The 23,754-nt window shown below is 67.5% G+C and carries 22 protein-coding genes; 15 read left to right on the forward strand and 7 right to left on the reverse strand.

Annotation, left to right across the window (positions count from 1 at the left end):
• Positions 1 to 92 precede the first annotated feature (92 nt).
• Positions 93 to 956: a bifunctional methylenetetrahydrofolate dehydrogenase/methenyltetrahydrofolate cyclohydrolase gene (locus N802_RS08875; protein WP_035914885.1), complete on the forward strand. Its 864-nt coding sequence runs from the start codon at positions 93 to 95 to the stop codon at positions 954 to 956.
• Positions 957 to 1,097: 141 nt separating this feature from the next.
• On the opposite strand, the gene N802_RS08880 is transcribed toward N802_RS08875, so the two are convergent.
• The 5 genes from N802_RS08880 to N802_RS08900 form a co-directional block, all read right to left on the reverse strand.
• A complete protein-coding gene (locus N802_RS08880; protein ID WP_245613886.1) occupies positions 1,098 to 2,564 on the reverse strand; it encodes a S8 family peptidase in 1,467 nt (488 codons plus the stop codon).
• A 203-nt stretch (positions 2,565 to 2,767) separates the two neighbouring features.
• Positions 2,768 to 3,811, reverse strand: a complete 1,044-nt coding sequence (locus N802_RS08885; RefSeq protein ID WP_035914887.1) for a glutathione synthetase — start codon at positions 3,809 to 3,811, stop codon at positions 2,768 to 2,770.
• Positions 3,808 to 4,980, reverse strand: coding sequence for a peptidase MATCAP family protein (locus N802_RS08890; protein WP_035914891.1), 1,173 nt, complete (start codon positions 4,978 to 4,980; stop codon positions 3,808 to 3,810). The genes N802_RS08885 and N802_RS08890 overlap by 4 nt, the downstream gene beginning before the upstream one ends.
• Entirely contained in the window at positions 4,977 to 5,804 is an 828-nt protein-coding gene (locus tag N802_RS08895) for an N-formylglutamate amidohydrolase (RefSeq protein ID WP_052109661.1), read from the reverse strand. Before N802_RS08895 ends, N802_RS08890 begins: the two co-directional genes overlap by 4 nt.
• Before the next feature lie 58 nt (positions 5,805 to 5,862).
• Complete coding sequence (locus N802_RS08900) at positions 5,863 to 7,857, reverse strand: catalase (RefSeq protein WP_245613887.1); 1,995 nt, start codon at positions 7,855 to 7,857, stop codon at positions 5,863 to 5,865.
• Between the two features lie 300 nt (positions 7,858 to 8,157).
• Between N802_RS08900 and N802_RS20825 the strand changes: the two genes are divergently transcribed.
• Genes N802_RS20825 through N802_RS08915 form a run of 3 tightly spaced genes read left to right on the forward strand, consistent with a single transcriptional unit; the run spans position 8,158 to position 9,808 of the window.
• Positions 8,158 to 8,802 carry a CGNR zinc finger domain-containing protein gene (locus tag N802_RS20825; RefSeq protein ID WP_245613888.1) on the forward strand — a complete coding sequence of 215 codons (645 nt, stop codon included), beginning with the start codon at positions 8,158 to 8,160 and terminating at the stop codon, positions 8,800 to 8,802.
• A 2-nt stretch (positions 8,803 to 8,804) separates the two neighbouring features.
• A complete protein-coding gene (locus tag N802_RS08910) occupies positions 8,805 to 9,509 on the forward strand; it encodes an AzlC family ABC transporter permease (RefSeq protein ID WP_052109665.1) in 705 nt (234 codons plus the stop codon).
• Positions 9,506 to 9,808, forward strand: a complete 303-nt coding sequence (locus N802_RS08915) for an AzlD domain-containing protein (protein WP_035914899.1) — start codon at positions 9,506 to 9,508, stop codon at positions 9,806 to 9,808. The genes N802_RS08910 and N802_RS08915 overlap by 4 nt, the downstream gene beginning before the upstream one ends.
• A 25-nt stretch (positions 9,809 to 9,833) precedes the next feature.
• Here N802_RS08915 and N802_RS08920 read toward each other — a convergent pair whose 3' ends face one another.
• The gene (locus N802_RS08920; RefSeq protein WP_035914903.1) at positions 9,834 to 11,066 is read right to left on the reverse strand and encodes a TerC/Alx family metal homeostasis membrane protein; all 1,233 of its coding nucleotides are present in this window, start codon (positions 11,064 to 11,066) and stop codon (positions 9,834 to 9,836) included.
• Between the two features lie 116 nt (positions 11,067 to 11,182).
• On the opposite strand from N802_RS08920, the gene N802_RS08925 reads away from it, so the two are divergent.
• The 3 genes from N802_RS08925 to N802_RS08935 all read left to right on the forward strand — a co-directional run bounded on the left by N802_RS08925 (position 11,183) and on the right by N802_RS08935 (position 16,069).
• Entirely contained in the window at positions 11,183 to 12,685 is a 1,503-nt protein-coding gene (locus N802_RS08925; RefSeq protein ID WP_084072051.1) for a glucose/sorbosone family PQQ-dependent dehydrogenase, read from the forward strand.
• Between the two features lie 136 nt (positions 12,686 to 12,821).
• Positions 12,822 to 13,970: a glycosyltransferase family 4 protein gene (locus tag N802_RS08930; RefSeq protein ID WP_084072053.1), complete on the forward strand. Its 1,149-nt coding sequence runs from the start codon at positions 12,822 to 12,824 to the stop codon at positions 13,968 to 13,970.
• Positions 13,967 to 16,069 (forward strand): amylo-alpha-1,6-glucosidase, encoded by a 2,103-nt coding sequence (locus N802_RS08935; RefSeq protein ID WP_052109667.1) that lies wholly within the window; start codon positions 13,967 to 13,969, stop codon positions 16,067 to 16,069. Before N802_RS08930 ends, N802_RS08935 begins: the two co-directional genes overlap by 4 nt.
• On the opposite strand, the gene N802_RS08940 is transcribed toward N802_RS08935, so the two are convergent.
• Complete coding sequence (locus N802_RS08940) at positions 16,066 to 16,854, reverse strand: sigma-70 family RNA polymerase sigma factor (RefSeq protein WP_035914906.1); 789 nt, start codon at positions 16,852 to 16,854, stop codon at positions 16,066 to 16,068. The two genes, N802_RS08935 and N802_RS08940, sit on opposite strands and share 4 nt — an antisense overlap.
• A 549-nt stretch (positions 16,855 to 17,403) precedes the next feature.
• Between N802_RS08940 and N802_RS08945 the strand changes: the two genes are divergently transcribed.
• The 8 genes from N802_RS08945 to N802_RS08980 all read left to right on the forward strand — a co-directional run bounded on the left by N802_RS08945 (position 17,404) and on the right by N802_RS08980 (position 23,745).
• Positions 17,404 to 17,649: a hypothetical protein gene (locus tag N802_RS08945; RefSeq protein ID WP_035914909.1), complete on the forward strand. Its 246-nt coding sequence runs from the start codon at positions 17,404 to 17,406 to the stop codon at positions 17,647 to 17,649.
• A gap of 266 nt (positions 17,650 to 17,915) precedes the next feature.
• Positions 17,916 to 18,620 carry an ANTAR domain-containing protein gene (locus N802_RS19410; RefSeq protein ID WP_169743408.1) on the forward strand — a complete coding sequence of 235 codons (705 nt, stop codon included), beginning with the start codon at positions 17,916 to 17,918 and terminating at the stop codon, positions 18,618 to 18,620.
• Positions 18,617 to 19,489: an alpha/beta fold hydrolase gene (locus N802_RS08955; protein ID WP_035914914.1), complete on the forward strand. Its 873-nt coding sequence runs from the start codon at positions 18,617 to 18,619 to the stop codon at positions 19,487 to 19,489. Before N802_RS19410 ends, N802_RS08955 begins: the two co-directional genes overlap by 4 nt.
• A gap of 72 nt (positions 19,490 to 19,561) precedes the next feature.
• On the forward strand, positions 19,562 to 20,470 hold the full coding sequence (locus N802_RS08960) for an SDR family oxidoreductase (RefSeq protein ID WP_035914917.1): 909 nt from the start codon (positions 19,562 to 19,564) through the stop codon (positions 20,468 to 20,470).
• A gap of 269 nt (positions 20,471 to 20,739) precedes the next feature.
• Positions 20,740 to 21,633 carry a mechanosensitive ion channel family protein gene (locus N802_RS08965; RefSeq protein ID WP_084072081.1) on the forward strand — a complete coding sequence of 298 codons (894 nt, stop codon included), beginning with the start codon at positions 20,740 to 20,742 and terminating at the stop codon, positions 21,631 to 21,633.
• A gap of 67 nt (positions 21,634 to 21,700) precedes the next feature.
• Positions 21,701 to 22,564, forward strand: coding sequence for a DUF2382 domain-containing protein (locus N802_RS08970; protein WP_052109671.1), 864 nt, complete (start codon positions 21,701 to 21,703; stop codon positions 22,562 to 22,564).
• Between the two features lie 117 nt (positions 22,565 to 22,681).
• The gene (locus N802_RS08975; protein ID WP_035914920.1) at positions 22,682 to 22,882 is read left to right on the forward strand and encodes a hypothetical protein; all 201 of its coding nucleotides are present in this window, start codon (positions 22,682 to 22,684) and stop codon (positions 22,880 to 22,882) included.
• A 125-nt stretch (positions 22,883 to 23,007) separates the two neighbouring features.
• A complete protein-coding gene (locus tag N802_RS08980; protein WP_035914924.1) occupies positions 23,008 to 23,745 on the forward strand; it encodes a hypothetical protein in 738 nt (245 codons plus the stop codon).
• Positions 23,746 to 23,754 lie beyond the last annotated feature (9 nt).

A 23,754-nucleotide genomic window follows, 5' to 3' on the forward strand; every position in this document is an offset into this window, starting at 1 on the left:
GCACACCTTGCGGCCCCGGGAATCCCGATTTCCGCGCGACCAGGCAGCGGACCCTTGGGTCCCCGCCCACCGCGTCTGGGAGGATTGCCCGCGTGACGGCTCAGGTTCTCGACGGCAAGGCGATTCTCGCGACGATCAAGGAGGAGCTGCGCGGTCGTGTCGCGGTCCTCGCAGAGCGCGGGATCACCCCCGGGCTCGGGACGGTGCTGGTGGGGGACGACCCGGGGAGCACGTGGTACGTCAACGCCAAGCACAAGGACTGCGCCGACATCGGCCTCTCCAGCATTCGCCGTGACCTGCCGGCGACCTCGACCCTCGACAACGTCCTCGAGGTTGTGCGCGAACTCAACGCCGACCCCGCGTGCACCGGCTTCCTCGTCCAGCAGCCGACCGGCCTCGACGAGAACCGCATCCTCGCGGAGGTCGACCCCACCAAGGACGTCGACGGGCTCCACCCCACCAACCTCGGCTGGCTCGTGCTCGGTCAGGAAGCCCCGCTGCCCTGCACTCCCGTCGGCTGCATCGAACTGCTTCGCCGCTTCAACGTCCCGATCGCAGGCGCCCGCGTGGTCGTCGTCGGTCGCGGCATCACGGTGGGCCGCCCCCTCTCGCTCATCCTCACCCGTCGCTCAGAGAACGCCACGGTCGTCCAGTGCCACACCGGCACCGTCGACCTCGCGGCCGAGGTCCGCCGCGCCGACATCGTCATCGCCGCCGCCGGCGTCCCCGGACTCATCACGGGCAACATGATCAAGCCCGGCGCAGCTGTCCTCGACGTCGGTGTGAGCCGCGTCGTGGAGGACGGCCGCTCCGTCATCGCCGGTGACGTCGCGGCCGACGTGGCCGAGGTCGCCGGCTGGGTGAGCCCCAACCCCGGTGGGGTCGGCCCCATGACCCGCGCCATGTTGCTCACCAACGTCGTCGAGATCGCCGAGAAGCTGGCCGGCCTCCGCTGACCCGGCGCGGCCGCACGCACGAGGCCCGTGTCCCCCAGGGAGGAGACACGGGCCTCGGGTGTTGCGGCGAGCTCCCTTCACAACGTCAGCGTCAACGGCGGTTCTAGCGACCGCTGACGCTGACGTTGCGGAGGGGGCGGGTCACTTGGTGACGGCCGCCAGTGCGTCGATCAGGCCAGCGCCGTAGTAGCCGGAGCCACTGGCCTTGCCCTCACACGTCGCGTCGTTCACGCCGTCACGGTTGGCGTCGTAGAACTCCGGGCACGGCTGGGCGTTCGCCTCACGCTGGAGCGTCTTCACAGCCTGCTTCGCGTTCAGACCCATGTCGGTGCCACGAATCAAAGCCACCACACCCGCCGCGTGGGGCGAGGCCATCGAGGTGCCCTGCGAGAAGCCGTAGCCACCGTGGAGGACCGTCGAGAGGACGCGACCGTTCTTCGACGGGGTGTCCGCCACGACACGCGAGTCACCACCGGGGGCAGCAACGTCGACGACGCCACGACCCCAGTTGGAGTAGAACGACTTCGCGGCCGTCGGGCCGACCGACGACACGGTCACGGTGTTGCCGACCTCGGTGGGCATGTCGTAGCAGTGCTGGTCGGTGTCACGCGGCGTCGGCTCGGGCACGTTGTTGGGGCTGCCCTCGTCGTGGATCGGCTTGGACAGGTCCCAGGCCGAGTTGCCGGCGGCGGCGACGTTGACGACGTCCTTCTTCTCGCTGTACTTCAGCGCACGCTCCACGGCGAGGATCGCGGCCTTCTCGTCGAGCTCGGACTTGCACCAGAGGCCGTAGGGGTCGATGTAGTACGAGTTGTTCGTGACCTCCATGCCCTTCTCGGCAGCCCAGATGAAGCCACAGATGGCGTACTCCGGGTAGATGTAGCCGGCGTCCTCGACGACCTTGACGGACGCGAGCTTGACGTTCGGCGCGACGCCGATGACGCCTTCACCGTTGCGGGCGGCGGCGATCGTGCCGGCGACGTGCGTGCCGTGCGACGAGGTGGTGGGCTGCCACGCCTTCGGGTCGGTGTTGGGCACACCGCGGTCGGTGCAGTCCACGGACTGCGAGGCGTCGACGTTGGCGGCGAGGTCGGGGTGGTCGGCCTCGATGCCGGAGTCAAGGACACCCACGGTGATGTCGCGGTTGCCATCGGTCACGAGGTGGGCCTTGTCGGCGCCGATCTGACGCATGTGCCACTGGTCCGCGAAGCGCGGCTCAAGGTTGTCGTCCCCTCCGGACGTGCCCGGGCCGAGGCCCTGGACGGTGCCGTCGGGCACGATGCCCTCGGACGGCACGTAGGCCTGCATCGCGCGGCTCGGGCCGGCGGCCACGATCCCCTTCGACGCGCGGACCTGGTCGTCGAACGTGTCGTCGCTCGCGGTGGCGATGACGACGCCGATCTGCGGCCACTCCTGGACGACGGTGCCGCCCGCGGCCTCGATCGCGGCGACGGCCTTGTCGCTGCCCGTGCCGCCCTGGGCGACGACGAACGACGTCGGGGCGTCGAGTGGAGCGGCCCCGGCCGGCATGGCCATCGCGGTGGTGGCGACGGCGCACGTCGCGGTCGCGGCGATCACCGCAGCCTTCTTCATGAAGGTCGAATTCACGATTTCCTCCTGGTATCGGGCCACGTCGTCGTGACCCCCGGAGCACCTTGCCAGTGCTCGCAGGGCGAGTCCAGAGATCTCACGAAATTTTGTGCAATCCATACCTTCGGGAGCCGAAGTGGCCCCGCACGGGCGAGCACACGGCATACAGGGCAAAGAATTTCGACGTATGCCGTGTGCTCGCGTCGCGCTGCGCGCTCGCCTCAGAGCGTGGCGAGGCGCAGGTTCGTCAGCTCGGATCGGTAGTGCTTCCGGATCCCGACCTTGCGTTCGAGGTCGTCGATGATCGCCTTGGCGTAGTCGTGGCCATAGAGCTGCTGGCACGAACCCAGGCCGCCGGGGCTGAACACGTTGACCTCCATGAGCTTGTTGCCCACGATGTCGATGCCGACGAGGAACATTCCGTCCGCGACGAGCTTGGGCTGCACGGTCTCGACGAGGGCGTGCATCTCGTCGGTGACGGCGACCTTGCTCGCCTTGCCGCCAGCCGACATGTTGCTGCGCAGGTCGTCTCCGCTGCTCTTGCGACGGAAGGCCGCGATCTGGCCGTCCACTTCGAGGGGGCGTCCGTTCATCACGAACATGCGCACGTCGCCCTCGGAGGCTGCGGGGAGGTACTCCTGGGCGACGACGTAGCCGTCGCGTGCGATCGCCTCGATGATCTGGCTGAGGTTGGGCGACTCGGAACTGTTGACGAGGAAGACGCCGCTGCCGCCCGAGCCCTGAAGTGGTTTCAGCACGGCGCGACCTCCGAGGTCGGCGATGAACTTCGAGATCTGCTCCTCGTCGCGCGAGATCAGGGTCTGGGGCCGCACGATCTCCGGAAAGTGCTGGAAATAGGCCTTGCTCAGCGCATCGGCCAGGTTGGTCGGGTCGTTGACGACGAGCACCCCCGCAGCGGCGAAGAGCTGTCCGAAGGCGACGGCCGCATTGTTGGCCCACGGACGGGCCTCGGCGTCCTCGGCAGGGTCGTTGCGGAGCATGACGACGTCGAACTCGCCGACCGGCATCTGCTTCTCGACATCGGGCTTCTGCACATCCTTGAGATAGCGCTCCAGGGATCGGTAGGTCTTGGCCGTGCCGCCGCGGACGCGGGCGGTCAGGGACCCGTCCGGTTCGAAGGCGAAGTCGCCGATGCCCATGAGGTAGGCCTCGTGACCCTGCTGCTTGGCGGCGAGCGCGAGACGGGTGGTGGTGTAGACCGGCTCCTCGCTCATGACGTCGTTGACGACGAATCCGATCTTCATGCTGCTGCTCCCGTGATGAGTTGGGCCACGTCGTCGACCGAGTCGGCGGCGGCGTTGAGGCGGGCGGTGGACGCTGGGTCCTCGGCGTAGCGGGGGACGAGGCGAGGGGCGACGAGGACTCCTCGCTCGTGGAGGTCGCTGATGAGTGGCAGGTCGGCAAGCGAGAACTTGCCGAGCCACAGCAGCGCGAGGTCGCCGCCTCCCCGCAAGTGGGCGAGCAGGTCCACGAGTCCGCGCAGATAGATGGCGTCCTTGCTCAGGCCGCCCGAGCGGTAGGCGCGCATCGTCGTCGTGAAGGCGCTGCGCTCGGTGAAACCGTCCTTGAGCAGTGCCCGCCAGGCCTCGACGAACTCGGCCCCTCCCTGCATGCGGTGCACCGTGAGCACGCGAGCGGCCAACTGCCTGAGGCGGAACGGCGTGAGCTCCCCGCAGGCCACCTCGGCGAGCACGGCCAGACCCTCCTGGGTCTCGTCGTAGCCGGCGAGGCCGGTACCGAGGACCTGGACCGGCTGGGCGGCGCCGTTGACCTGGGTGACGAGATGGGTGCCGACCTCGTGTTGGAGCAGCCCGTTGACGCGGGCGCGCTGAACCACCGAGTCGTTGTCGATGAGCAGGGTGTTGCCGGTGACCATGATCCCGTTGACGTCGTCCCGCATCTCGGCGTGGAGGTCGATCTCGGGGTCGATCTCCCGGTAGTGGTCGATCTCGGCCTGCGCCAGCTCGAGGAACTCGGGAGCGGGCACGACCTCGCCGGGCCCCTCGGTCACCTTGACGCGTTCGAGGATGCCCTCGGCCTGGGTGCGCAGCTCGGGCGACGTTCCGCCGTAGAGCTCGATGCTCAGGGCCTTGAAGTCGTCGGTGTCGCGCGCCCGGAGCATGTCGAACTGGAGGGCGAGCTCGCGGTGCTTGGCCCGCAGCAGGTGCCCCAGCGTCGGGTCCTCGATGGCCGAGACGTCGATGTTGTGGAGGGCCTTCGACAGGACGTCGGGCTGGACCTCGACGGGTCGATAGACGAACGCCGGGTCGCGCACGCGCCCGTTGACGAAGTCGGCCTTGATCTCGTCGGCGTTGACCGGGGTGACGTCGAGGAGGAACTGCATGCTCGCCGCCGTCTGGGCCAGGGCGTGGTCGATCGCGAGGTCGCTGACGGACAGTGTCGAGTCGGTCATCGGGTGGCACCTCCGTCGCGAGCGCCGGACGCGACCCGCAGGGCATGGAGCACGGGCTCGACCGTCTGGCCCAGGGCCCGCGCCAACGTGTCGATCTGCTCGTGGTCCGGCTCCCCGGTCCACTCGTCCATGTAGGTCTTCTTGAACTCGAGCGCGAGGGCGATGCCTCGACCCTCATAGCGCTCGTCGACCCAGCGCGAGAGGTGGGCGCCCTCGAACCGGACGTTCTCGCGGACGTCGATCTCGCCGCCCGCAGTGCCGCGCCCCGCGAGCGTCTCGATGAACACGTCGACGACGGCACCCCATCGCTCCCGGTCGAGCGGTCCCGTGCCCACGTTGACCTCGGGGTTCTTGCGCTGCGGCCCCTCTGGCGCGTCCTCACCGTCGCGGCGGTGGTTGTAGGAGTGCACGTCATAGACGACGAAGGGTCCGCGGGCAGCGACCTCGTCCAGCCGCTCACCCAGCTCGGCATAGAACGCGTCGTGCATCTCGGTGCTGCGCCGCGCGATGTCGTCGGGCAGGGGGCTGTCGCGCCAGACCTCGAGATCCCAGGCATCCTCGGGTCGGCGATAGACCGCCTCGTCGCGGGCGCGGTTGAGGTCGACCTCGAAACGGGAGCGGTGCACGACGACCCGCGCAGGGCACTGCGCCCCGATCAGGTCGGTGAAGGGGTCCTCCTCGCGCAGCCGCGTCTCCTCATCCAGCGCCATCGCCGCTCGGACCTCGTCGCGCAGGTCATGGCCGGTGTGGATCGCGGTCGCGACGAGTTGAGCACTCCAGTCGCCAACCCACGTGAAGGCCGGGGACGCGTCGTTGTCCGCCATGTCCCCTGTCTACCCGACCGGGGACCGAACATTCGCGTCCACGGTGGGTCAATCGCCTTCAGGCGGACAGGTCCCTGTCCCACTTGCGCGGTGCGGCGATACGAGAGACGTAGGCCGTGCAGTCTTTCGCCGTGCCGACGGGGAGGCAGGCGTCGTCGAGTTTGCCGGTGAGGCCGGCGGCATCAACGAGCGCGTCGGTGGCGCCGGCCAGGCCGATGACCTTGTAGTGCGCGAAGGCGTCGGTGAGGAAGTCGCGTGCGGGGGGCTCGTCTGCGAGCGCTGTGCCGCCTTCGGATCCCGCGATGATCGCCACCGCGTCGTAGAGCACGGAGGGTCCGCCCGCCACGGCCTGCTTCGCGGGGAGGGTTGAACCGTCGGAGAGGATGGCTCCGCCGACCGCGATCGCGACGACCTCGACGGTTCCTCCGGCCTTGTCGACGGCCTTGGTCAGGCGCTTCACCGCTGCCGCATCGGCGCCTTCGCCGAGCAGGAGACCGAGCTTGCGCCCCTCGAAGGTCTCCTTGGCGTTCCCGAGGAGGCTCAGTGCGGGTGAGGACTCTGTCTCGACGACCGGTGCGGCGGGCTCGGAAGCGGCAGGAAGCGGCATACCCAGTCCGTCTGCCACATCGGTGGCGAGCGCCTCATCGACATTGCGAAGGTTGGCAACCACGCGTTCACGGATGGCAGGGATTTCGCACTTGCCGAGTTCGAACGTGTAGGCCGCGACGATGTGCTCCTTCTCGACGTCGGTCTGGCTGATCCAGAACTGACGCGCCTGGCTGTAGTGGTCGGAGAAGGACTCGGCGCGAATCCGCCGCATCGTCCCGTCGACCTCAGCCGGGAACGGGACGTGTCCGTCGGTACCCGATTCTCGCGGCCCACGGTCCGCTCCCGTGAACGAATTCGGTTCGTATGCCGTCCGCCCCGGTTGCGTGGACACCTGCATGTGGCCATCGCGCTGGAAGTGGGCGACGGGGCACTTGGGGGCGTTGACCGGGAGCTGGCTGAAGTTCGTGCTCCCGAGCCGCTTGAGCTGGGTGTCGAGGTAGGAGAAGTTGCGGCCCTGGAGCAGCGGGTCGTTGGTGAAGTCAATGCCCGGCGGAACGTTCTGGGTCATGAACGCGACCTGCTCGATCTCGGCGAAGACGCTGTCGACGACGCGATTGAGGGTCATCGTCCCGACGACGCGGACCGGCACGACTTCCTCGGGGACGATCTTTGTCGCGTCGAGGATGTCGAAGTCGAACGAGTCGGCGAAGGCGTCGTCGAAGACCTGGACGCCGAGTTCCCATTGCGGGAAGTCCCCGGCCGAGATCGCGTCGAAGAGGTCGCGACGGTGGAAGTCGGGATCGGCGCCGTTGATCTTCACGGCTTCGTTCCACACGACCGACTGCATGCCGAGCACCGGCTTCCAGTGGAATTTCACGAAGCTGCTCTTGCCCTCGGCATTGACGAACCGGAAGGTGTGGACGCCGAAGCCCTCCATCATCCGGAAGGAGCGGGGGATGGCGCGGTCGGACATCTGCCACAGGGTCATGTGGGTCGCCTCGGGCATGAGGCCGACGAAGTCCCAGAACGTGTCGTGCGCCGACTGCGCCTGGGGGAAGCCGCGATCCGGCTCCTCCTTGACGGCATGGACGAGGTCGGGGAACTTGAGGGCGTCCTGGATGAAGAAGACCGGGATGTTGTTGCCGACGAGGTCCCAGTTGCCCTCGTCGGTGTAGAACTTCGTCGCGAAGCCGCGCACGTCGCGGGCCAGGTCGAAGGAGCCGAGATTGCCGGCGACGGTGGAGAAGCGGACGAAGGTCTCGGTCTTCTTGCCGGCCTTGGCGAACACGCTGGCGCGGGTGATGTCGGCCAGCGACTCGAGGCACTCGAAGACGCCGTGGGCTCCGTAGCCGCGGGCGTGGACGACACGCTCGGGTATGCGTTCATGGTCGAAGTGGAAGATCTTCTCGCGGAACACGTGGTCGGCGACGAGCGTCGGGCCGCGGTCGCCGGCGCGCAAGGAGTTCTGGTCGTCCTCGACCCGTGCGCCCTGCGCAGTGGTCATGGGTGGGCTGTCGCCACCGGCGCGCTGGTGAAGCTCGCCGCCGTTTCCACGTTCCTCGTGTGTGCTGTCCGAGGTGGCCCTGCTCCGAGTTCGTGATGTCGAAGCCTGTTGTGTCTTCTTCGTCTTGCTCGTAGGCATGTCAGTGCTCCTTCGCGGGATGGCGCCCGGGAGCCGACCGCTCCGCGAGCACGCGGACGTCTTCTCTCGACCCTCGATCCGCTACGCCTGACGTGCCCATCTCTCGCCTGTCGCATGCATGACTAACCAGCAAACGGAGTATTGAGGGTTAGAATGGGGGCCATGGCCGAACATGCCGTGTTGCGCTTCGCGGATGGCGGCTGGATGGAATTGGTCGGTCACCACCCCGCACTCGACCTGGTGAACACCGTGTCGTGGCGGCGCGATCCCGCACGATGGGTCGACCGGATCGCGGACGCTGCGGAATTGGTGCGCTGGGCCGGATTCGCGGGCCTCATCAACGCCAAGCAGGCGAAGGCGTTCGCCACCGAAGTCCAGCGTGAACCGCGTCTGGCCGGGTGGGTCGTGGTGGAGATCCGCGATCTGCGCGAGGCCCTCCATGACGTTCTGGCTCCCCTCGCCGTGGGCGAGACCTCGGTCCCGGAGGACGTGGCTGCGCTGCAGGCGATCCTTCAGGCCTCACTGGCCGAGGCTCGCTGGAGCGGGGTTCTGCCGCTGCGGTGGTCCGTCCCGACGGACTCTGTTCGCCGCCTGCCCGCACTACTGGCCCTGCAGGTCCGCGCCCTTCTGGACGTTGATGGTGCAGGCCGGCTGCGTGTGTGCGCCGACGACACGTGTGGGTGGCTCTTCCTGGACCGCTCAAAGAACGCGTCGCGCCGCTGGTGCAGCTCTGCCGATTGCGGCAACCGGGCCAAGGCCCGCCGGCACTACCAGCGCACCCGCCGCACTCACGACCCTCAGGGATAGTCGTGTTTACCCGCACGTCGTTCATCGACGGCATCCGTGTCGGGATCGGCCCCGCGGCGGCAACATTCGCGGTGGGGATGGCTTTCGGCTCCGGGGCCGCCGCGGCCGGGTGGGGTTCGGTGCAGTCACTGCTCTTCTCGATGCTGGCCTTCTCCGGGTCCGCCCAGTTCACGTTGCTGACCACCTTCTCCGCCGGCGGCGCGGTCGCAGCAGTGACGGCAGCGGTGCTGATCAACGCCCGCTACCTCGTGATGGGCATCGCCCTCAACGACAGCCTGCAGGGGAGTCGGCTGTGGCGAGCAGTGCAGGCCCAGACACTGATCGACGCGTCCTTCGCCCTCGCCCATCGAGGGAGCGGCCAGTTCGACATTGCCCGGCTGGCGGGCACGACCCTGCCCTCGTGGCTGGCCTGGGTCGCCGGCACCGCTGCAGGTCTGTTGGCGCGTCCGGATCCCTCGACACTCCATGCGCTCGCCGCCGACGTGGTGTTCCCCGCCTTCTTCCTGATCCTCGTCATTGACGAGGTCCGGTCCAACCGGCGTGCGGCTGCCGGGGCGACCTGCGGCGTGGCCATAGCGGGGCTGCTGGTGTTCTGGGTCCAGCCCGGCTACGCCTTGGTGGCGGCCACTGGTGGCGCACTGATTGGGCTCCTTCCCTTGAAAGGCGGACCCACCGCACGCCGTCGCGGAGAGGAAGACCGGCGATGAGACTGTGGTTGTCGATGCTCGCCATCGCTGTCGCCACTGCCGTGATGAAGGCGGTCGGCCCGCTTGCCCTCGGCAGCCGCGAACTTCCGGACCTCGCCCAACGCGTCGTGGGTCTGCTGGCACCCACGCTGCTCGCAGGACTGATCATCGTTGAGCTCGCCGGCCCGGGCTGGACGGAACTGGACACACCGCAGGTCGTGGGCGCCGGGGTTGCCGGAGTCACCTACGTGGCACGGGTGCCCATGCTCCTTGCCGTGCTCGCCGGCGTCGCCGCGGCAGCACTGCTCCGCCAGATGTGACCACGATCGACCACGTCACCGAAGGTCAGTCGTGCGGCAGGATCTTGGACGGCCCGAGAGGTTCGGCCTCGCCTCGTTCGACCGCGGCCCGGTGGCTGTCGCGGGCCCGCTCCAGGAGCTCCATGAGGTCGGCCTCCTCGCGGGCCTTCTGCTTGTACTTCGGACCGAGGGCGACGATCTGGTCGCGTTCGGCGAGCAGCAGGCGGAGGATGCGCTCACGTTCGGCCGGGTCCGCGGTGTACTCCGAGTCGAGGTAGGACGTCGCGTGCCGGCGGGCGTTGGCAATCGCGTTCTGCGCCTTGCCCGCTGGGCTGAACAGGGACGCGACGACGGTGACGACGAGCACGCCCAGGATCACGCTCAACGACAGCCCGGTGCTGATCTCCACGACCTCCACGGGCTGACCGTCGTTGATGAACCAGACGTTGTTCTCGTGGAGCGCGTGCAGGATCAGCTTGATGCCGATGAACGCGAGGATCGCGGCAAGTCCGTAGGAGAGGTAGATGAGGCGGTCGAGGAGCCCTTCGATGAGGAAGAACAGCTGCCGCAAACCCAACAGGGAGAACGCCGTCGCCGTGAACACGATGAAGGTGTCCTGCGTCAGTCCGAAGATCGCCGGGATCGAGTCGAGCGCGAAGAGGATGTCTGTGCCGCCGATCGCCACCATCACGAGCAGCATCGGGGTCATCGCCCGCTTGCCGTTGACCATGGTGAACAACTTGTCGCCGTCGTAGTGATCGGTCGTGTGCAGCACCTTGCGGGCCAGCCGGATCATGATGTTGTCGCCGGTGTGGGCGTCCTCGCCGTCGGGCTTGAGCATGTTGCCGGCCGTGATCAGCAGGATCAGCCCGAAGATGTAGAAGACCCACGCGAACGAGTTGATCAGTGCGGCGCCCAGGAAGATGAAGCCGGTGCGCGCGATGAGGGCGAACACGATGCCGAAGAGCAGCACCTTCTGCTGGTCCTCGCGGGGCACCCGGAAGCTGCTCATGATGATGAGGAAGACGAACAGGTTGTCGACCGAGAGTGCCTTCTCGGTGATGTAGCCCGCGAAGTACTCGCCACCCGGGCCGGTCCCGCCGAAGATGAGGACCCCGATCCCGAAGAGCACGGCGATACCGACATACAGCGCCGACCAGATCGCGGCCTCGCGGAGGGTGGGCACGTGGGCCTTGCGGACGTGGAAGAAGAAGTCGAAGAGCAGCAGGGCGACGATGAAGACGATCGTCAGCGTCCAGATCAGCGGTGAGACATCCACGAATTGCTCCTGTCGGGGAGGTGTGGCGGGCCTATGTCGAGGGTAGGACACCGGAGTCGGGGCGACGGCTGTCCGGCCGGCAGCGTCGCGTGACCGAGACGAGGAAAGGCACACCGATGAAATCGACTGCACGCACCCGCCGTCTGGCGCTCATCCTCCCCGCCGTGGCCGCGGCCACCGCAACCGTTGCCGCCCAGGCGCCCAGCGCCGCGTCGACCGGCGCAGAACAAGGGAAAGCCGCGATCAACGTGTCCGCGAACACGCTCGCGCGAGGAAACGTCGCCCCCGCCGGCGAGGACGACTTCGAGAAGTCCGTCCTGACCACCGGCCTCGCGGACCCGTTCGAGATCCTCTTCGCTCCGGACGGCAACCTCTGGGCGACGGAGCGCACCGCAGGGCGCGTCACCGTCGTCGACCCGGACACGGGAGACAAGCGCACCGTTCTGACCATCCCCGAGGTGGTGCACACCCCGGGTGAGCAGGACGGACTCCTCGGCATGGCGATCGACAGCGGTGGGAAGGGCAAGGGCCGTGCGCAGGGCTCGTGGGACGTCTACCTCTCCTACACCTACGACGGCGACCCGGGCGCAGCGCTCGACCGGCGTCAACGGATCGCCCGCTACACCTACGACGCGAGCTCGCAGCAGTTGACCAGCCCCCGCACCCTGATCGAGGGGCTGCTGGCCAGCGACGACCACAACTCCGGGCGACTCAAGATCGGCCGCGACAACACGATCTACTACTCGATCGGTGACCGCGGCAACAACCAGGACCTCAACGCCTGCCGGCTCATCGAAAGCCAGCGACTGCCCACCGCAGCCGAAGTGCGAAACCAGGACTGGACGGCATACCAAGGAAAGACGTTGCGGCTCAACCGCGACGGATCGATCCCGGGCAGCAACCCGCGGCTCGATGGCGTGCGCAGCCACGTCTGGACGTTCGGTCACCGCAACCACCAGGGTCTGGTCTTCGACGACGACGGTCGGCTCTACTCCGCGGAGATGGGCCCCAAGAGCGACGACGAGCTCAACCTCCTGACGGCTGGTGGCAACTACGGCTGGCCCCGGATCGCGGGCTACCAGGACGACAGCGCCTACGTCTACGGCAACGGGTCGGCGCGGGCGAGTGGCTGTGACCCCGCCGACTACGACGCGTTCGTCATCCCCGACGACGTCCCGCAGCAGGCCGAGTCGAGCTTCCACGACCCGCGGCTCGTGCCGCCGGTGCGCACCTTCTACACGGTCCCGCCGGACTTCGACTTCCAGGGAGAGCGGTGCGCTCCCTCCGGACTGTTCTTCATCTGCTACCCGACGATCGCGCCGGCGAGTGTCGACTTCTACGGTGAGCGTGCGATCCCGGGCTGGGACGAGTCGCTGCTGTTGCCGACGCTCAAGCGCGGCACGCTCTTCCGTATGCCGGTCGCGTCGCCGACGCTCGTGGACGGTCCGCTGCCGCTGTTCCGCAGCCAGAACCGCTACCGCGACACAGCGATCTCGCCTGACGGCGGAACCATCCATGTCGCCACCGACAGTGGAGGTCTCGTCGAAGGACTCGACGGCCTGCCGACCAGCGAGTTGGCGAACCCCGGAGCCATCCTGAGCTTCCGCCACACCGGCTGAGGCCGACCGGCACGTGCGTGTGGTGCCCGGCTCTCACGAACCGGGCGCCACACGGCCCGGCTCTCGCCACGCCAGATCCGCTTGAGGCTGGGTCGGGCTGGTGCTTTGGTGGAACGTGCGCGAAAGGAGGACCGCAATGCCGTCGCAGGACCGGCAGGTCTTGCCCAACTCGTTCCGGATCGCGGTGGTCGCGCCGCCGTGGTTCGAGATTCCGCCCGCGGGATACGGCGGTATTGAGTCAGTCGTCGCCGATTTGGTGAATGGGCTGGTGCAGCGCGGGCACGAGGTCACCTTGGTCGGGGCCGGACGCAACCGAACGCGTGCGTCTCGCTTTGTTTCCGCGTTCGAGGTCCCGCCGAGCGAGCGACTGGGGTTGGCCATCCCCGAAGTGCTGGAGGCCGCCGCCGTCGCCGACGCCTTGCGAGACGTCGATGTGGACCTGGTCCACGACCATTCGCTTGCCGGGCCGCTGCTCGCGTGTGGTCGCGCCGCGCCGACTCTGGTGACGGTCCACGGCCCGGCGACCGGGGAGATGGGTGATTATTACCGGCGACTCGGCAGTGCCGTGAGCCTGGTGGCGATCTCCGCTGCGCAGCGCCGACTCAACCCAGGCCTCAATTGGGCCGGGACGGTCCACAACGCGACGAACGTCGCGTCCTTCCCATTCGAGGCGCGCAAGGATGACTACGTGCTGTGGCTCGGCCGGTTCTGCTGGGACAAGGGCGCCCACTTGGCGATCAGCGCGGCGCGGGCCGCGGGGCTGAGGCTCGTGCTGGCAGGCAAGTGCAGCGAACCCGGTGAACGGAGGTACTTTGCCCGCCAGGTCGAGCCAGCCCTCGGGCCGGACGTGGAGTACGTGGGGGAGGCTGATGCCGGGCTCAAGCGGCACTTGCTGGCCCACGCCCGAGCGCTGGTCTTCCCCATCCAGTGGGAGGAGCCCTTTGGGATGGTCATGATCGAGGCGTTGGCGTGCGGGACTCCGGTGGTGGCCACCGCCCGCGGTAGCGTCCCCGAGATCGTGGTGCACGGGGAGACCGGACTCGTGGTTGACGAGGTCGCTGATCTGCCGGGCGCGCTTCGGTCCGTCTCCGACATCGACCCCGTGGCATGCCGTCGGCACTGCGCGCAGCGGTTCGACCTCGACGTCATGGCGTCGGGCTACGAGCGCGTCTACCGTCAGCTGCTGAGCGGGCCCACGCCTCGGGGGCGAACCGCCGCACCGAGGGCTGAGCGAGACGGGCGCGCAGCTGCGGTGCACCGCGCAGCAGGAGCGCCGGTCCCGTGACCACTCCGTCGACCCAAGGCGTGGCAGACCTCGTCGACGTCTCGGTGCGACCGGGCGCAGAAGACGTCACGGTTCTGGCTGGCTCGTCGTTCTGCCGTAGCAGCCGCTCCGGCGACATGGATGCCGATCATGCCCACGGGCTGTTCGTCCGGGATACCCGGGTCATCTCCACCTGGGAACTTGCGTTGGACGACGCTCTCCTGGAGCCGCTGGGCGTGGCCAACCCGGACCCCTACTCCGCAGTCTTTGTGGCACGCGCATCGAGCCGCCCCGGGGAGATCGAGCCCACTGTGGTGGTCGAGCGCCGCCGCACCCTCGCTGAGGGGATGTCGGAGGAAATCATCGTGCGCAACTTCAGCGCGGAGCCGCTGAGCTCCGTGCTCGATCTGGCTGTCGACACAGACTTCGCAGATCTCTTCGACGTCAAGGAGTTCCGCCGGACGACCGTGAGGCGGAAGGAACAGCGCAGGGTCACCGATGGCACCTTGGAGCTGTCGGTGGGCCATCGGGGTCGACGCCGCCAGGTTCGAGTGCATTCGCCGGGTGCTGTCGCCACCCGCCGGTCCGTGACGTGGCATCTCGCGATTCCGCCTCGTCAGGTGTGGAAGACGGTCGTCGAGGTGACTGTTGCCGAGGACGGCACCGCCAGTTCAGTCGGGCCCTCCGCGGACGCGTCGGCCGAACCCACTTCTCCGTCACGTCGAATGACGGACTGGCGGGCCGCCATACCCGTTGTGAAGAGCGACAACCCGCTGCTCCAGGACGCCTTGGATCGTAGTGCCGAGGACCTGGGCGCCTTGCGGCTCGTCGATCCGGAGCATCCTGACCTCGATGTGGTCGCGGCCGGAGCGCCGTGGTTCATGGCGCTCTTCGGCCGCGACTCGCTGCTCACCAGCTGGTTCGCACTGCCGTGGGTCCCCGGGCTGGCGCGGGGGACACTTCTCACTCTGGCCCGGCTTCAGGGGCGGCAGATCAACCCATCCAGCGAGGAACAGCCCGGGCGCATCCTGCACGAGGTTCGGCTCGGCATCGACGAGTCCCGTGCGCTGGGCGGAAACTCCGTCTACTACGGAAGTGTCGACGCGACACCGCTGTTCGTCATGCTCCTCGGCGAAGCCGCCCGGTGGGGCATGGCCGACGAGGACGTGGCTCAACTCCTTCCGTTCGCCGATCGGGCACTGGCCTGGATCGCGGACTTCGGCGACCTCGACGGCGACGGATTCGTGGAGTACCAACGGACGACCGAGCGAGGCCTGCTCAACCAGGGTTGGAAGGACTCCGAAGACGCAATCAGCTTCCGTGAGGGAGCCCCCGCGCGAGGCCCCATAGCCCTGTGCGAGGTTCAGGGTTACGTCTATGGCGCCTATCGTGCGAGAGCTGACCTTGCCCGCAGAGTCGGAGACACATCGGGTGCCGAAGGGTGGGATGTTCGAGCCGATCAACTACGGGCCGCGTTCGACGACGCCTTCTGGGTTCCCGAGCACCGCCACTTCGCCCTGGCTCTCGATGGGGACAAGCGTCCGGTGGACGCACTCGCATCCAACCAGGGTCATTGCCTGTGGACAGGCATCATTCACGAGCGACGTGTCGACCACGTGGTCGACGCACTTCTGTCACCGGCGATGTTCACCGGCTGGGGAGTGCGAACACTCGCCGACGGCATGGCGACCTACAACCCGGTGAGTTACCACAACGGCTCAGTCTGGCCGCACGACAACGCCGTCCTCGTTGCCGGGCTCGTCCGGTACGGGCACCACACGGCGGCAGCGCGCATCGCCCACGGGATGATCGAGGCCTCGGCGGCGTTCGATGGACGAATGCCCGAGCTGTTCGGGGGCTTTGCCCGTGACGATCTCGGCTTCCCCGTGCCGTACCCCACGTCCTGCTCACCGCAGGCTTGGGCGGCGGTCACGCCCATCGCGTTGGTCACCAGCCTGCTTGGCCTCGACCCGGAGTCGGACCACGTCGACACCCACACGCCACCGGACTGGGAACCACTCCGCATCGACGGATTGCACCTCGGCCGTCGCCGGGTGACTGTCGACGGCCACGCAAGGAAACTGCGGCCTTGGCCCCAACAGCACGAAACTCCTCTCTAGGCGCTCTCCGCCAAGCCCTGAATGGACTCGCGGAGCCGACCGAGGATGCCGGTGAGCAGCCGTGAGACCTGCATCTGGCTGAGGCCGATCGACCGGCCGATCTCGAGCTGGGTCAGTTCGTCGACGAAGCGCAGGCGAACGATGAGTTGTTCCCGCTGGGTCAGCTGCGCCAGGGCACGACCGAGTGCGTCGCGATCCGCGATCACGTCATCGGCGCCCGAATCCGCGGGCGCGAGGGCCGCGGCGGCGCGACTCGCCCCCGGTGCGTCAAGGGACAGGGCGTGGTAGCCGGCCGAGCAGAACCTCGCCTCACGGATGTCCTCCGGGTCGACGTCGAGAGCGTCCGCAAGTTCTCGTTCGGTCGGCTCGCGCAGCACGCTCTGTTGCATCCGGCCCTCGGTCTGGGCGAGTTCGGCACGGAGTTCCTGCAGTCTTCTGGGCGGGCGGACGATCCAGCCGTGGTCGCGGAAGTAGCGCTTGATCTCCCCTGAGATCGTGGGGATCGCGTATGCCGGGAAGACGCTTCCAGCGCGATGCCGGTACCCGTTCGCGGCCTTGACAAGCGCCAGCCGGCCGACCTGTGTGAGGTCGTCGCTCTCCACGCCCCGGCCACGGTAGCGGCGTGCAACGTCGTCTGCGAGGTCGAGGGTCAGCACCACTGCCTCGTCCCGCAGTTGCTGCCGCAGGGAGACGTCTCGACATGTCTCGGCCCTGATGAGCAGGGCCTCCGCACGGTCGTGATCGGCGTGGTTGTGCCGGCTTTGGGAGGGTAGGGGGGCGAGCATGGTGATCCTCTCTCAGTCGGGACTGAGGACGGATGGCACCGCTGCTGGACCACGGGTCGTCTGCCGACCACACAACCACCCTGCCTCCGCGTCCGCAACCCATGCCCCGGCAACCACGACACCGGAGACCGCGCGCAGATCAGGGCGGCTGCATCAGGCCATGTGCCAGCCCACTCGCGTAATGTCGGAAGGGCAATGCACGTCACTCAACGGAGGTGTGAGCCATGCAAGGTTCCGGACTCATCTGGACCATCGTCGGTGTTCTTCTGATCATTGCCCTGCTGATCTTCATCTTCTGACGCGAGGCGATCACGACCTCACCCCAGACCCCGGTGGGGCCGCATCGACGCACGCATGGCACGACGCCTGCGCCGGGCCCGATCGCAGAATGACCCGCTCGTGTCTGACGCATCCGCGCTTGGCCGGTCTAGTGTGGACGTGTTGACTCCTTGGCCATCCCAGACCCCGGTGACCACGCATTCATCGAAACCGTGGGAAGGCAGATCAATGTCAACGACATGGGATGGCCCTACTGAGAACCGATCCGCTGTGGCGCTGGCGCCGAACTCGGCACGCGCCCCCGACGACAACCCCTTGAGCAAGTCGGTGAGGGAGTTGATTGCCGATCTCGCACTGATCGAGGATGTCCTGCGCGCGGTTCCCACCGTGCTGCGCGAAGGCCACCGCGTGACGATCAATCCCGACTTCACCGCCCTGAAGGATGCCGAGAGACACATCGTGTCCGAGTTGCGCCGCCGGGCAGTGACGTCCAACACCTTGGATCGCTTGGCATGAGTTCACGAACGGCTCGCCATGGCGTGACCGTTGTCCCGAAACCACCCGCTTCGCGGGTTGGGGACACGGGTCGACGCCCGCGGTCATTGCCGCCACGGGATGGCCTGCCCAGCAGCCCTTTGCGACTCCTGCCCGGAGGGTCCGCAACGCGGCCCTCGGTCCCGAGCGCGCGGGCTCCCGAGGACCTCGTGGGCGCAGCCCTCGTTGCGATCGCTCGCGTGGCGCTCCAGGTGGGTCCCCCCGATGGGACTGCAGCACTCTCAGTGATGGAACCGCATAGGCGCCTCCGATCGCTGTGGGCGAGCGACCACGGTGCGGCAGAGCTGGACGCCGCCCAGTTCCGCCAGCGCTGTGGTCCGGCCGTTGAGGTCATCAAGAACGGGGGCTGGACCGCGGGTTCGCTCCCGAACCTCGCGGACCCATCGGGCTGCCCTGCTCTCACGACGGTCGCCGAACGGCTGCGAGTGTGTTCGGTGCTCTCGATCAGTCTGGCCGTCTTTGCCCCGGCGCTCCTCCTGCTTCCCGGGTGGGGTGAGCGTTCCACTCCTGGGGCTTTGAGCCTGTACTCGACGCACCCCGGAGCGTTCACGGACTCGGTGGTCGACAGTGTGCTGACGGCCACTGGTCATGCTGCGCTGTCCCTCACGGCGAAGGCACGGATCGAAGCGGCCGAGCAGACTGCCCGCGACCTCGCTGGACAGCTGCGCGCCGGGCTGGAGTCCCGCGCGGTCATCGGCCGGGCCCAGGGAATCCTCATGGAGCGGCACAAGATCACCCAGGAGGAGGCCTTCGACCTGCTTCGCACCCTGAGCATGAACACCAATCGCAAACTGCGCGATCTCGCCGACGAGATCGTGTCGACGATCGACCGACGCGGCGCCGCTTCCGCTCGGGCGATCCCCGGTGTGTGTGAGGAACCCGAGTCGGCCACCCCCCTGCGCAGCGCCACTCCGGGCACAATCGACGCGTGACGGTCGGGGAGTTCTTCGCCGGCTTCACGGACGAACGGGTCGATGTCGGCGAGACGATTCTGAGAGTCCGACACGGCGGCCATGGGCCGCCGATCCTCTTGGTCCACGGCCATCCGCGCACGGGAGCCACGTGGCACGCAGTGGCCGCCCGACTGGTGAAGCGAGGTTTCGCCGTGGTCTGTCCCGACATGCGGGGCTATGGAGCGTCCACGCCGGTCGCGGTCCGACCCGACCACAGTCAGCAGTCCAAGCGCGCGGTGGCAGCCGACCTCGTGGCGTTGATGCAGCACCTCGGCCACGATCGCTTCGGCGTCGCCGGGCACGACCGGGGCTGCTACGTGGCGCTGCGCCTTGCCCTCGACCACCCGACGAGAGTGACCCGACTGGCCGTGCTGGACGGCATACCGATCAGTGAAGCCTTGGTGCGCGCAGACGCACGGTTCGCGCGGAAGTGGTGGCACTGGTTCTTCTTCGGCGCAGCCGAGAAGCCTGAGCTGGCGGTGGGCGCCGATCCTGACCGTTGGTACGGCGGGACGCCGGAACACATGGGGGTTGAGGCGTTCGCCGAGTACCGTGCCGCGATCCACGACCCCGCGACACGTGAGGCCATGATCGAGGACTACCGTGCCGGACTGGGGATCGACCGCGAGCACGAGGCACAGGACCACGCGGCCGGGCGCACTGTTCGGTGCCCAACGCTCTTCTGCTGGTCGACGCGCGACGACATGGTCGACCTCTACGGTGACCCACTTGCCATCTGGCGGGCTTGGGCTCCAACTGTCACGGGGCAGCCGATCGACTCTGGACACCACATGGCCGAGGAGAACCCGGAAGAGGTTGCCGCAGCGTTGGCGCGTTTCTTCCAGTGACACGGCCATGATTCGCGTCCCACGCGGCGGGGTAGGGGGAGAGGGACGACCCAACCGACAAGGGGAGATGTGATGACCGACATCGGCGCTCGAGCTGCACGCATGGTCCGCACCGACAAGAAGGGCGGCTTCCCCGCGCAACAACAGGATCCGCCCGGGGTGACCGGGGACATGACGCCAGTTCCTGATCATGGCGAGCAGACCTATGTGGGCCATGGACGTCTGGAGGGGCGCAAGGCGCTGATCACCGGTGGAGATTCGGGCATCGGCCGCGCCATCGCCATCGCCTTCGCCCGTGAGGGAGCGGACGTCGCCATCAACTACCTGCAGGCGGAGCAAGTGGACGCCGACGAGACCTGCGACTGGGTGACGAAAGCAGGTCGTCAGGCGGTCCAAGTCCCTGGTGACCTCCGTGACCGTGCAACCTGCGACCAAGTTGTCGCCGACGCGTCGAAGGAACTCGGTGGGCTGGACATCCTGGTGAACAATGCCGGGTTCCAGTGGGACAGGGGCAGAGGCAAGGACGGTCTGGAAGGCCTCGAGCCGGACGACGTAGACCGCGTCATCGAGACGAATCTCGTGGCGGTGATCTGGATGTGCAAGGCGGCTGCGGCCCAGTTCGGTGAGGGGGCAACGATCATCAACACGACGTCGATCCAGGCCTATGACCCGTCGCCGGGCCTCATGGACTACGCCGCCACCAAGGCGGCCATCAACAACCTCACAGTCAACCTCGCAGCGGCGCTGGGCCCCAAGGGAATTCGCGTCAACGCCGTTGCGCCCGGACCCATCTGGACGCCTCTTCAACCGGCTACCCGCGAGGTCGAGAAGGTCGAGACATTCGGCAAGGACACGCCGCTCGGGCGTGCCGGTCAGCCCGGCGAGGTGGCTCCGGCCTATGTCTTCCTGGCTTCAACGGCTGACGCGAGCTATGTCTCCGGAACCGTCCTGGGTGTCACCGGCGGAGGAGCCGTCTTCTGACGGCCTGTCAGGGGTGAGCCATGACGAATGGGCCGTCTCCAGGGGTTGCACGATGGCCCTGACCGAGTATGTTGAGAAGTGGTTGGAGTAGCCAGAAGTCACTGGTTCGTGCCAGCCGCGCGAAGTCCATATCGGCACAGTTGCCCCAGACCCCGGCAGCGCATCGCACCTGATGCCCGGGTCTGGGAAGTCAGCCGACTTTCAAGGAGTTCGAGTCCTCTCCGGGTTCGGTGCAGATGAATGCCACCGTCAACCCACGGAGGTCTGTCATGCAAGACGCACTTGAGAACGGCCTGAACACCATCGCGGAGTTCGTCCCCAAACTCATCGGTTTCCTGCTGATTCTCGTGATCGGCTACATCGTCGCCAAGCTCATCGCCAAGGCGATCGGCAAGGTACTCGAGAAGGTCGGCTTCGATCGCGCAGTCGAGCGCGGCGGGGTCAAGAAGGCCTTGGACAAGTCCGACATGGATGCCAGCGACATCGTCGGCAAGTTGGTCTTCTACACCCTCATGCTGTTCGTGCTGCAGTTGGCCTTCGGCGTCTTCGGCCCGAACCCGATCAGTGAGCTGATCACGGCCGTCATCGCGTTCCTGCCCAAGCTCATCGTGGCCATCATCATCATCGTGGTTGCCTCGGCCATCGCCGCGGCGGTCAAGACCCTGATCGAGGGCACTCTCGGTGGCCTGTCCTACGGCAAGGTCCTCGCCGGCATCGCGAGCGGATTCATCCTGTTCCTCGGAGTCATTGCCGCGCTGAACCAGATCGGAGTCGCCACCACGGTGACCATGCCCGTCCTCATCGCGATCCTCGCCACGCTTGCCGGAGTCATCATCGTCGGCGCCGGCGGTGGGCTCATCAAGCCGATGCAGACCCGCTGGGAGGGCTACCTGACCAAGGCGGAGGAAGAGGCCCCCAAGATCAAGGAGGAGGCCAGGAACGCCCCGTCGATCATGGAGCAGGCCGAGCAGGTCCGCACCCGGGCCCAGGCCAAGTACGAGCAGTCCGAGGGCCGGTCCGGCCAGTACGGACAGGCCGGTCAGCCGGACCAGTCCGACCAGCCGGGCCAACAGGATCAGCCGTACGACGAGCGCGCACCGTATCGCGTCACCTCGGCGTATGACCCGAACCAGTACGGCGACACCGGATCCCGACAGGTCTGAACGCTTCGCACGTCACGATCCAACCCGTCGGCTCACGACGGCCGACGGACTCGAAAGGAATCACCGCATGATCACCATGGAGCAAGTCCACGATCTGCTCAGCCGCGAAGGCAGTGTCGTCGGGAACGACGGCAGCAAGATCGGAAGCGTCACCCAGATCTATCTCGACGACCAGACAGACAGGCCCGAGTGGGCGACGGTCAAGACCGGTTGGTTCGGGGCGACTGAGGCCTTCGTTCCGTTGGCCGAGGCCGATCTGGCCGGCGAGGACCTCAAGGTGCCGTTCGACAAGGACACGATCAAGGACGCACCTCAGGTCGAGACCCACGACGGCCACCTCACGCAGGAGGACGAGGCTGAGCTCTACCGCCACTACGGCATGGACTACAGCGAGTCCCGTTCCGACACAGGGCTGCCCGCGGGCGGCGCTCCCGGGCGCGAGGGTGCCGGCACAAGCCCTACCGACGGCACGGCCCGCCGCGACACGTCGGGGACCACCACCGACGACGCCATGACCCGCTCCGAGGAGCGGTTGAACGTGGGCACCGAACGCCGCGAGAGCGGCAAGGCACGGCTGCGCAAGTACGTCGTCACCGAGAACGTCACGAAGACGGTCCCGGTGTCGCGGGAGGAGGTCCGGGTCGAGCGCGAGCCGATCACCGACGCCAACCGTGACAAGGCGATGGCGGGGAACGACATCACCGATGCGGAACACGAGGTGACGCTTCATGAGGAGCGCCCCACAGTTGAGAAGGAGGCAGTACCCGTGGAACGAGTCCGGATGAACACCGAGAAGGTCACTGACCAGGAGCCGGTCTCCGAAGAGGTCCGCAAGGAAAAGATCGAGGCCGAGACTCCCCAATCCCAGTCAGGTGCCGAGGGGCAGACCAAGCCGCGCACCGGGCAGCACCGGAAGTCGGACCAGGGCTGATCGCTACCCACCAGAACGTCCAGGTGGGGCGCACGGGACCCTCACACCGGTGGATACCGCCTCACCTGGTCGCCCGGGGAACCCTCGGGAACGCACCAACAAGAGAAGGAGCACGACATGCAGATTGATCGCCAGCAGATCGTTGACCTGCTCAGGCAGCGCGGCGACGAGGACAAGGCAACGCAGGCCGAGTCCGCACTCCCCGAGCAGCTCGACACCGACAAGGACAAGGACAAGCTCAGCCAGTTGGGCCTGAACCCCCAGGACCTCATGGGCAGTGGTGGTGGCGGCGGTATGGGCAACCCTCTCGGCAGTTGAGCGACCGGGCTCGGGCCCACCCAGATCCGTTGCCCGGATCGGGGTGGGCCCGTGGCGCTCGGCACGGGAGTGCGCCGACAGGCACTCAGCCGACACGGCATACGAAGGATTGTTGAGGAGACGAGATGAGCACGTCAGCGAACCGGCACAGTGAACCGACGCGACACCACCGCGATGACGGCCTCGGCCGTGACGGATATGACGACGGCGGGCGCCCCGATGGCGACCAGCACCGGGAGCGGACCGACTACGCGCCGGGATCCGCCGAAACGGGCCGCAGGGACCTCCACGCACGGGAGCAGGACGCCTACGGCGGCATGAAGTTCGGTTCGGCCTTCTTCGGGTGGCTGACCGCCGTCGGCGTAGCGGTGATCCTCACGGCGCTGGTGGCTGCGGCCGGGACGGCCGTCGGCGTGAGCACCGGCACTGATCCCGACACGGCAGTGGCTGACGCTGCGGCCGACCCCGCAACCGTCGGAGTCGTGGGCGCGATCATCCTGCTCGTCGTCCTCTTCGTGGCCTATTACTGCGGTGGCTACGTCGCGGGGCGGATGGCCCGCTTCAACGGCCTCAAGCAGGGCTTGGCTGTGTGGCTGTGGGCCGTGCTGGCAGCGCTCGTCGTGGCCGGCGTCGCAGCGATGGCCGGCAGCCAATACGACGTCCTCAGCGAACTGAACAGCTTCCCGCGATTTCCGGTCGACGGTGGAACCCTGACCACGGGCGGCATTATTGCCCTGATCATCGCCGCCGTGGCGAGCCTGATCGGGGCACTGCTCGGCGGGCTCGCGGGGATGCGCTTCCACCGCAAGGTCGACCGAGTTGGGTTCGCGCCGGAAGACGCTCGTGGGACCCACGGCGACTAGGGTCGAGCC

Source organism: Knoellia sinensis KCTC 19936 (genome assembly GCF_000768705.1).
GTDB lineage: Bacteria > Actinomycetota > Actinomycetes > Actinomycetales > Dermatophilaceae > Knoellia > Knoellia sinensis.

What these genes read in the sequence shown, in the direction of transcription:
- N802_RS08885 (WP_035914887.1), bottom strand. Translation starts at nt 3,811, where the DNA reads ATGAAGATCGGATTCGTCGTCAACGACGTCATGAGCGAGGAGCCGGTC.
- N802_RS08890 (WP_035914891.1), bottom strand. Translation starts at nt 4,980, where the DNA reads ATGACCGACTCGACACTGTCCGTCAGCGACCTCGCGATCGACCACGCC.
- N802_RS08895 (WP_052109661.1), bottom strand. Translation starts at nt 5,804, where the DNA reads ATGGCGGACAACGACGCGTCCCCGGCCTTCACGTGGGTTGGCGACTGG.
- N802_RS08900 (WP_245613887.1), bottom strand. Translation starts at nt 7,857, where the DNA reads ATGACCACTGCGCAGGGCGCACGGGTCGAGGACGACCAGAACTCCTTG.
- N802_RS20825 (WP_245613888.1), top strand. Translation starts at nt 8,158, where the DNA reads ATGGCCGAACATGCCGTGTTGCGCTTCGCGGATGGCGGCTGGATGGAA.
- N802_RS08915 (WP_035914899.1), top strand. Translation starts at nt 9,506, where the DNA reads ATGAGACTGTGGTTGTCGATGCTCGCCATCGCTGTCGCCACTGCCGTG.
- N802_RS08925 (WP_084072051.1), top strand. Translation starts at nt 11,183, where the DNA reads ATGAAATCGACTGCACGCACCCGCCGTCTGGCGCTCATCCTCCCCGCC.
- N802_RS08930 (WP_084072053.1), top strand. Translation starts at nt 12,822, where the DNA reads ATGCCGTCGCAGGACCGGCAGGTCTTGCCCAACTCGTTCCGGATCGCG.
- N802_RS08940 (WP_035914906.1), bottom strand. Translation starts at nt 16,854, where the DNA reads ATGCTCGCCCCCCTACCCTCCCAAAGCCGGCACAACCACGCCGATCAC.
- N802_RS19410 (WP_169743408.1), top strand. Translation starts at nt 17,916, where the DNA reads ATGGAACCGCATAGGCGCCTCCGATCGCTGTGGGCGAGCGACCACGGT.
- N802_RS08960 (WP_035914917.1), top strand. Translation starts at nt 19,562, where the DNA reads ATGACCGACATCGGCGCTCGAGCTGCACGCATGGTCCGCACCGACAAG.
- N802_RS08965 (WP_084072081.1), top strand. Translation starts at nt 20,740, where the DNA reads ATGCAAGACGCACTTGAGAACGGCCTGAACACCATCGCGGAGTTCGTC.
- N802_RS08970 (WP_052109671.1), top strand. Translation starts at nt 21,701, where the DNA reads ATGATCACCATGGAGCAAGTCCACGATCTGCTCAGCCGCGAAGGCAGT.
- N802_RS08975 (WP_035914920.1), top strand. Translation starts at nt 22,682, where the DNA reads ATGCAGATTGATCGCCAGCAGATCGTTGACCTGCTCAGGCAGCGCGGC.
- N802_RS08980 (WP_035914924.1), top strand. Translation starts at nt 23,008, where the DNA reads ATGAGCACGTCAGCGAACCGGCACAGTGAACCGACGCGACACCACCGC.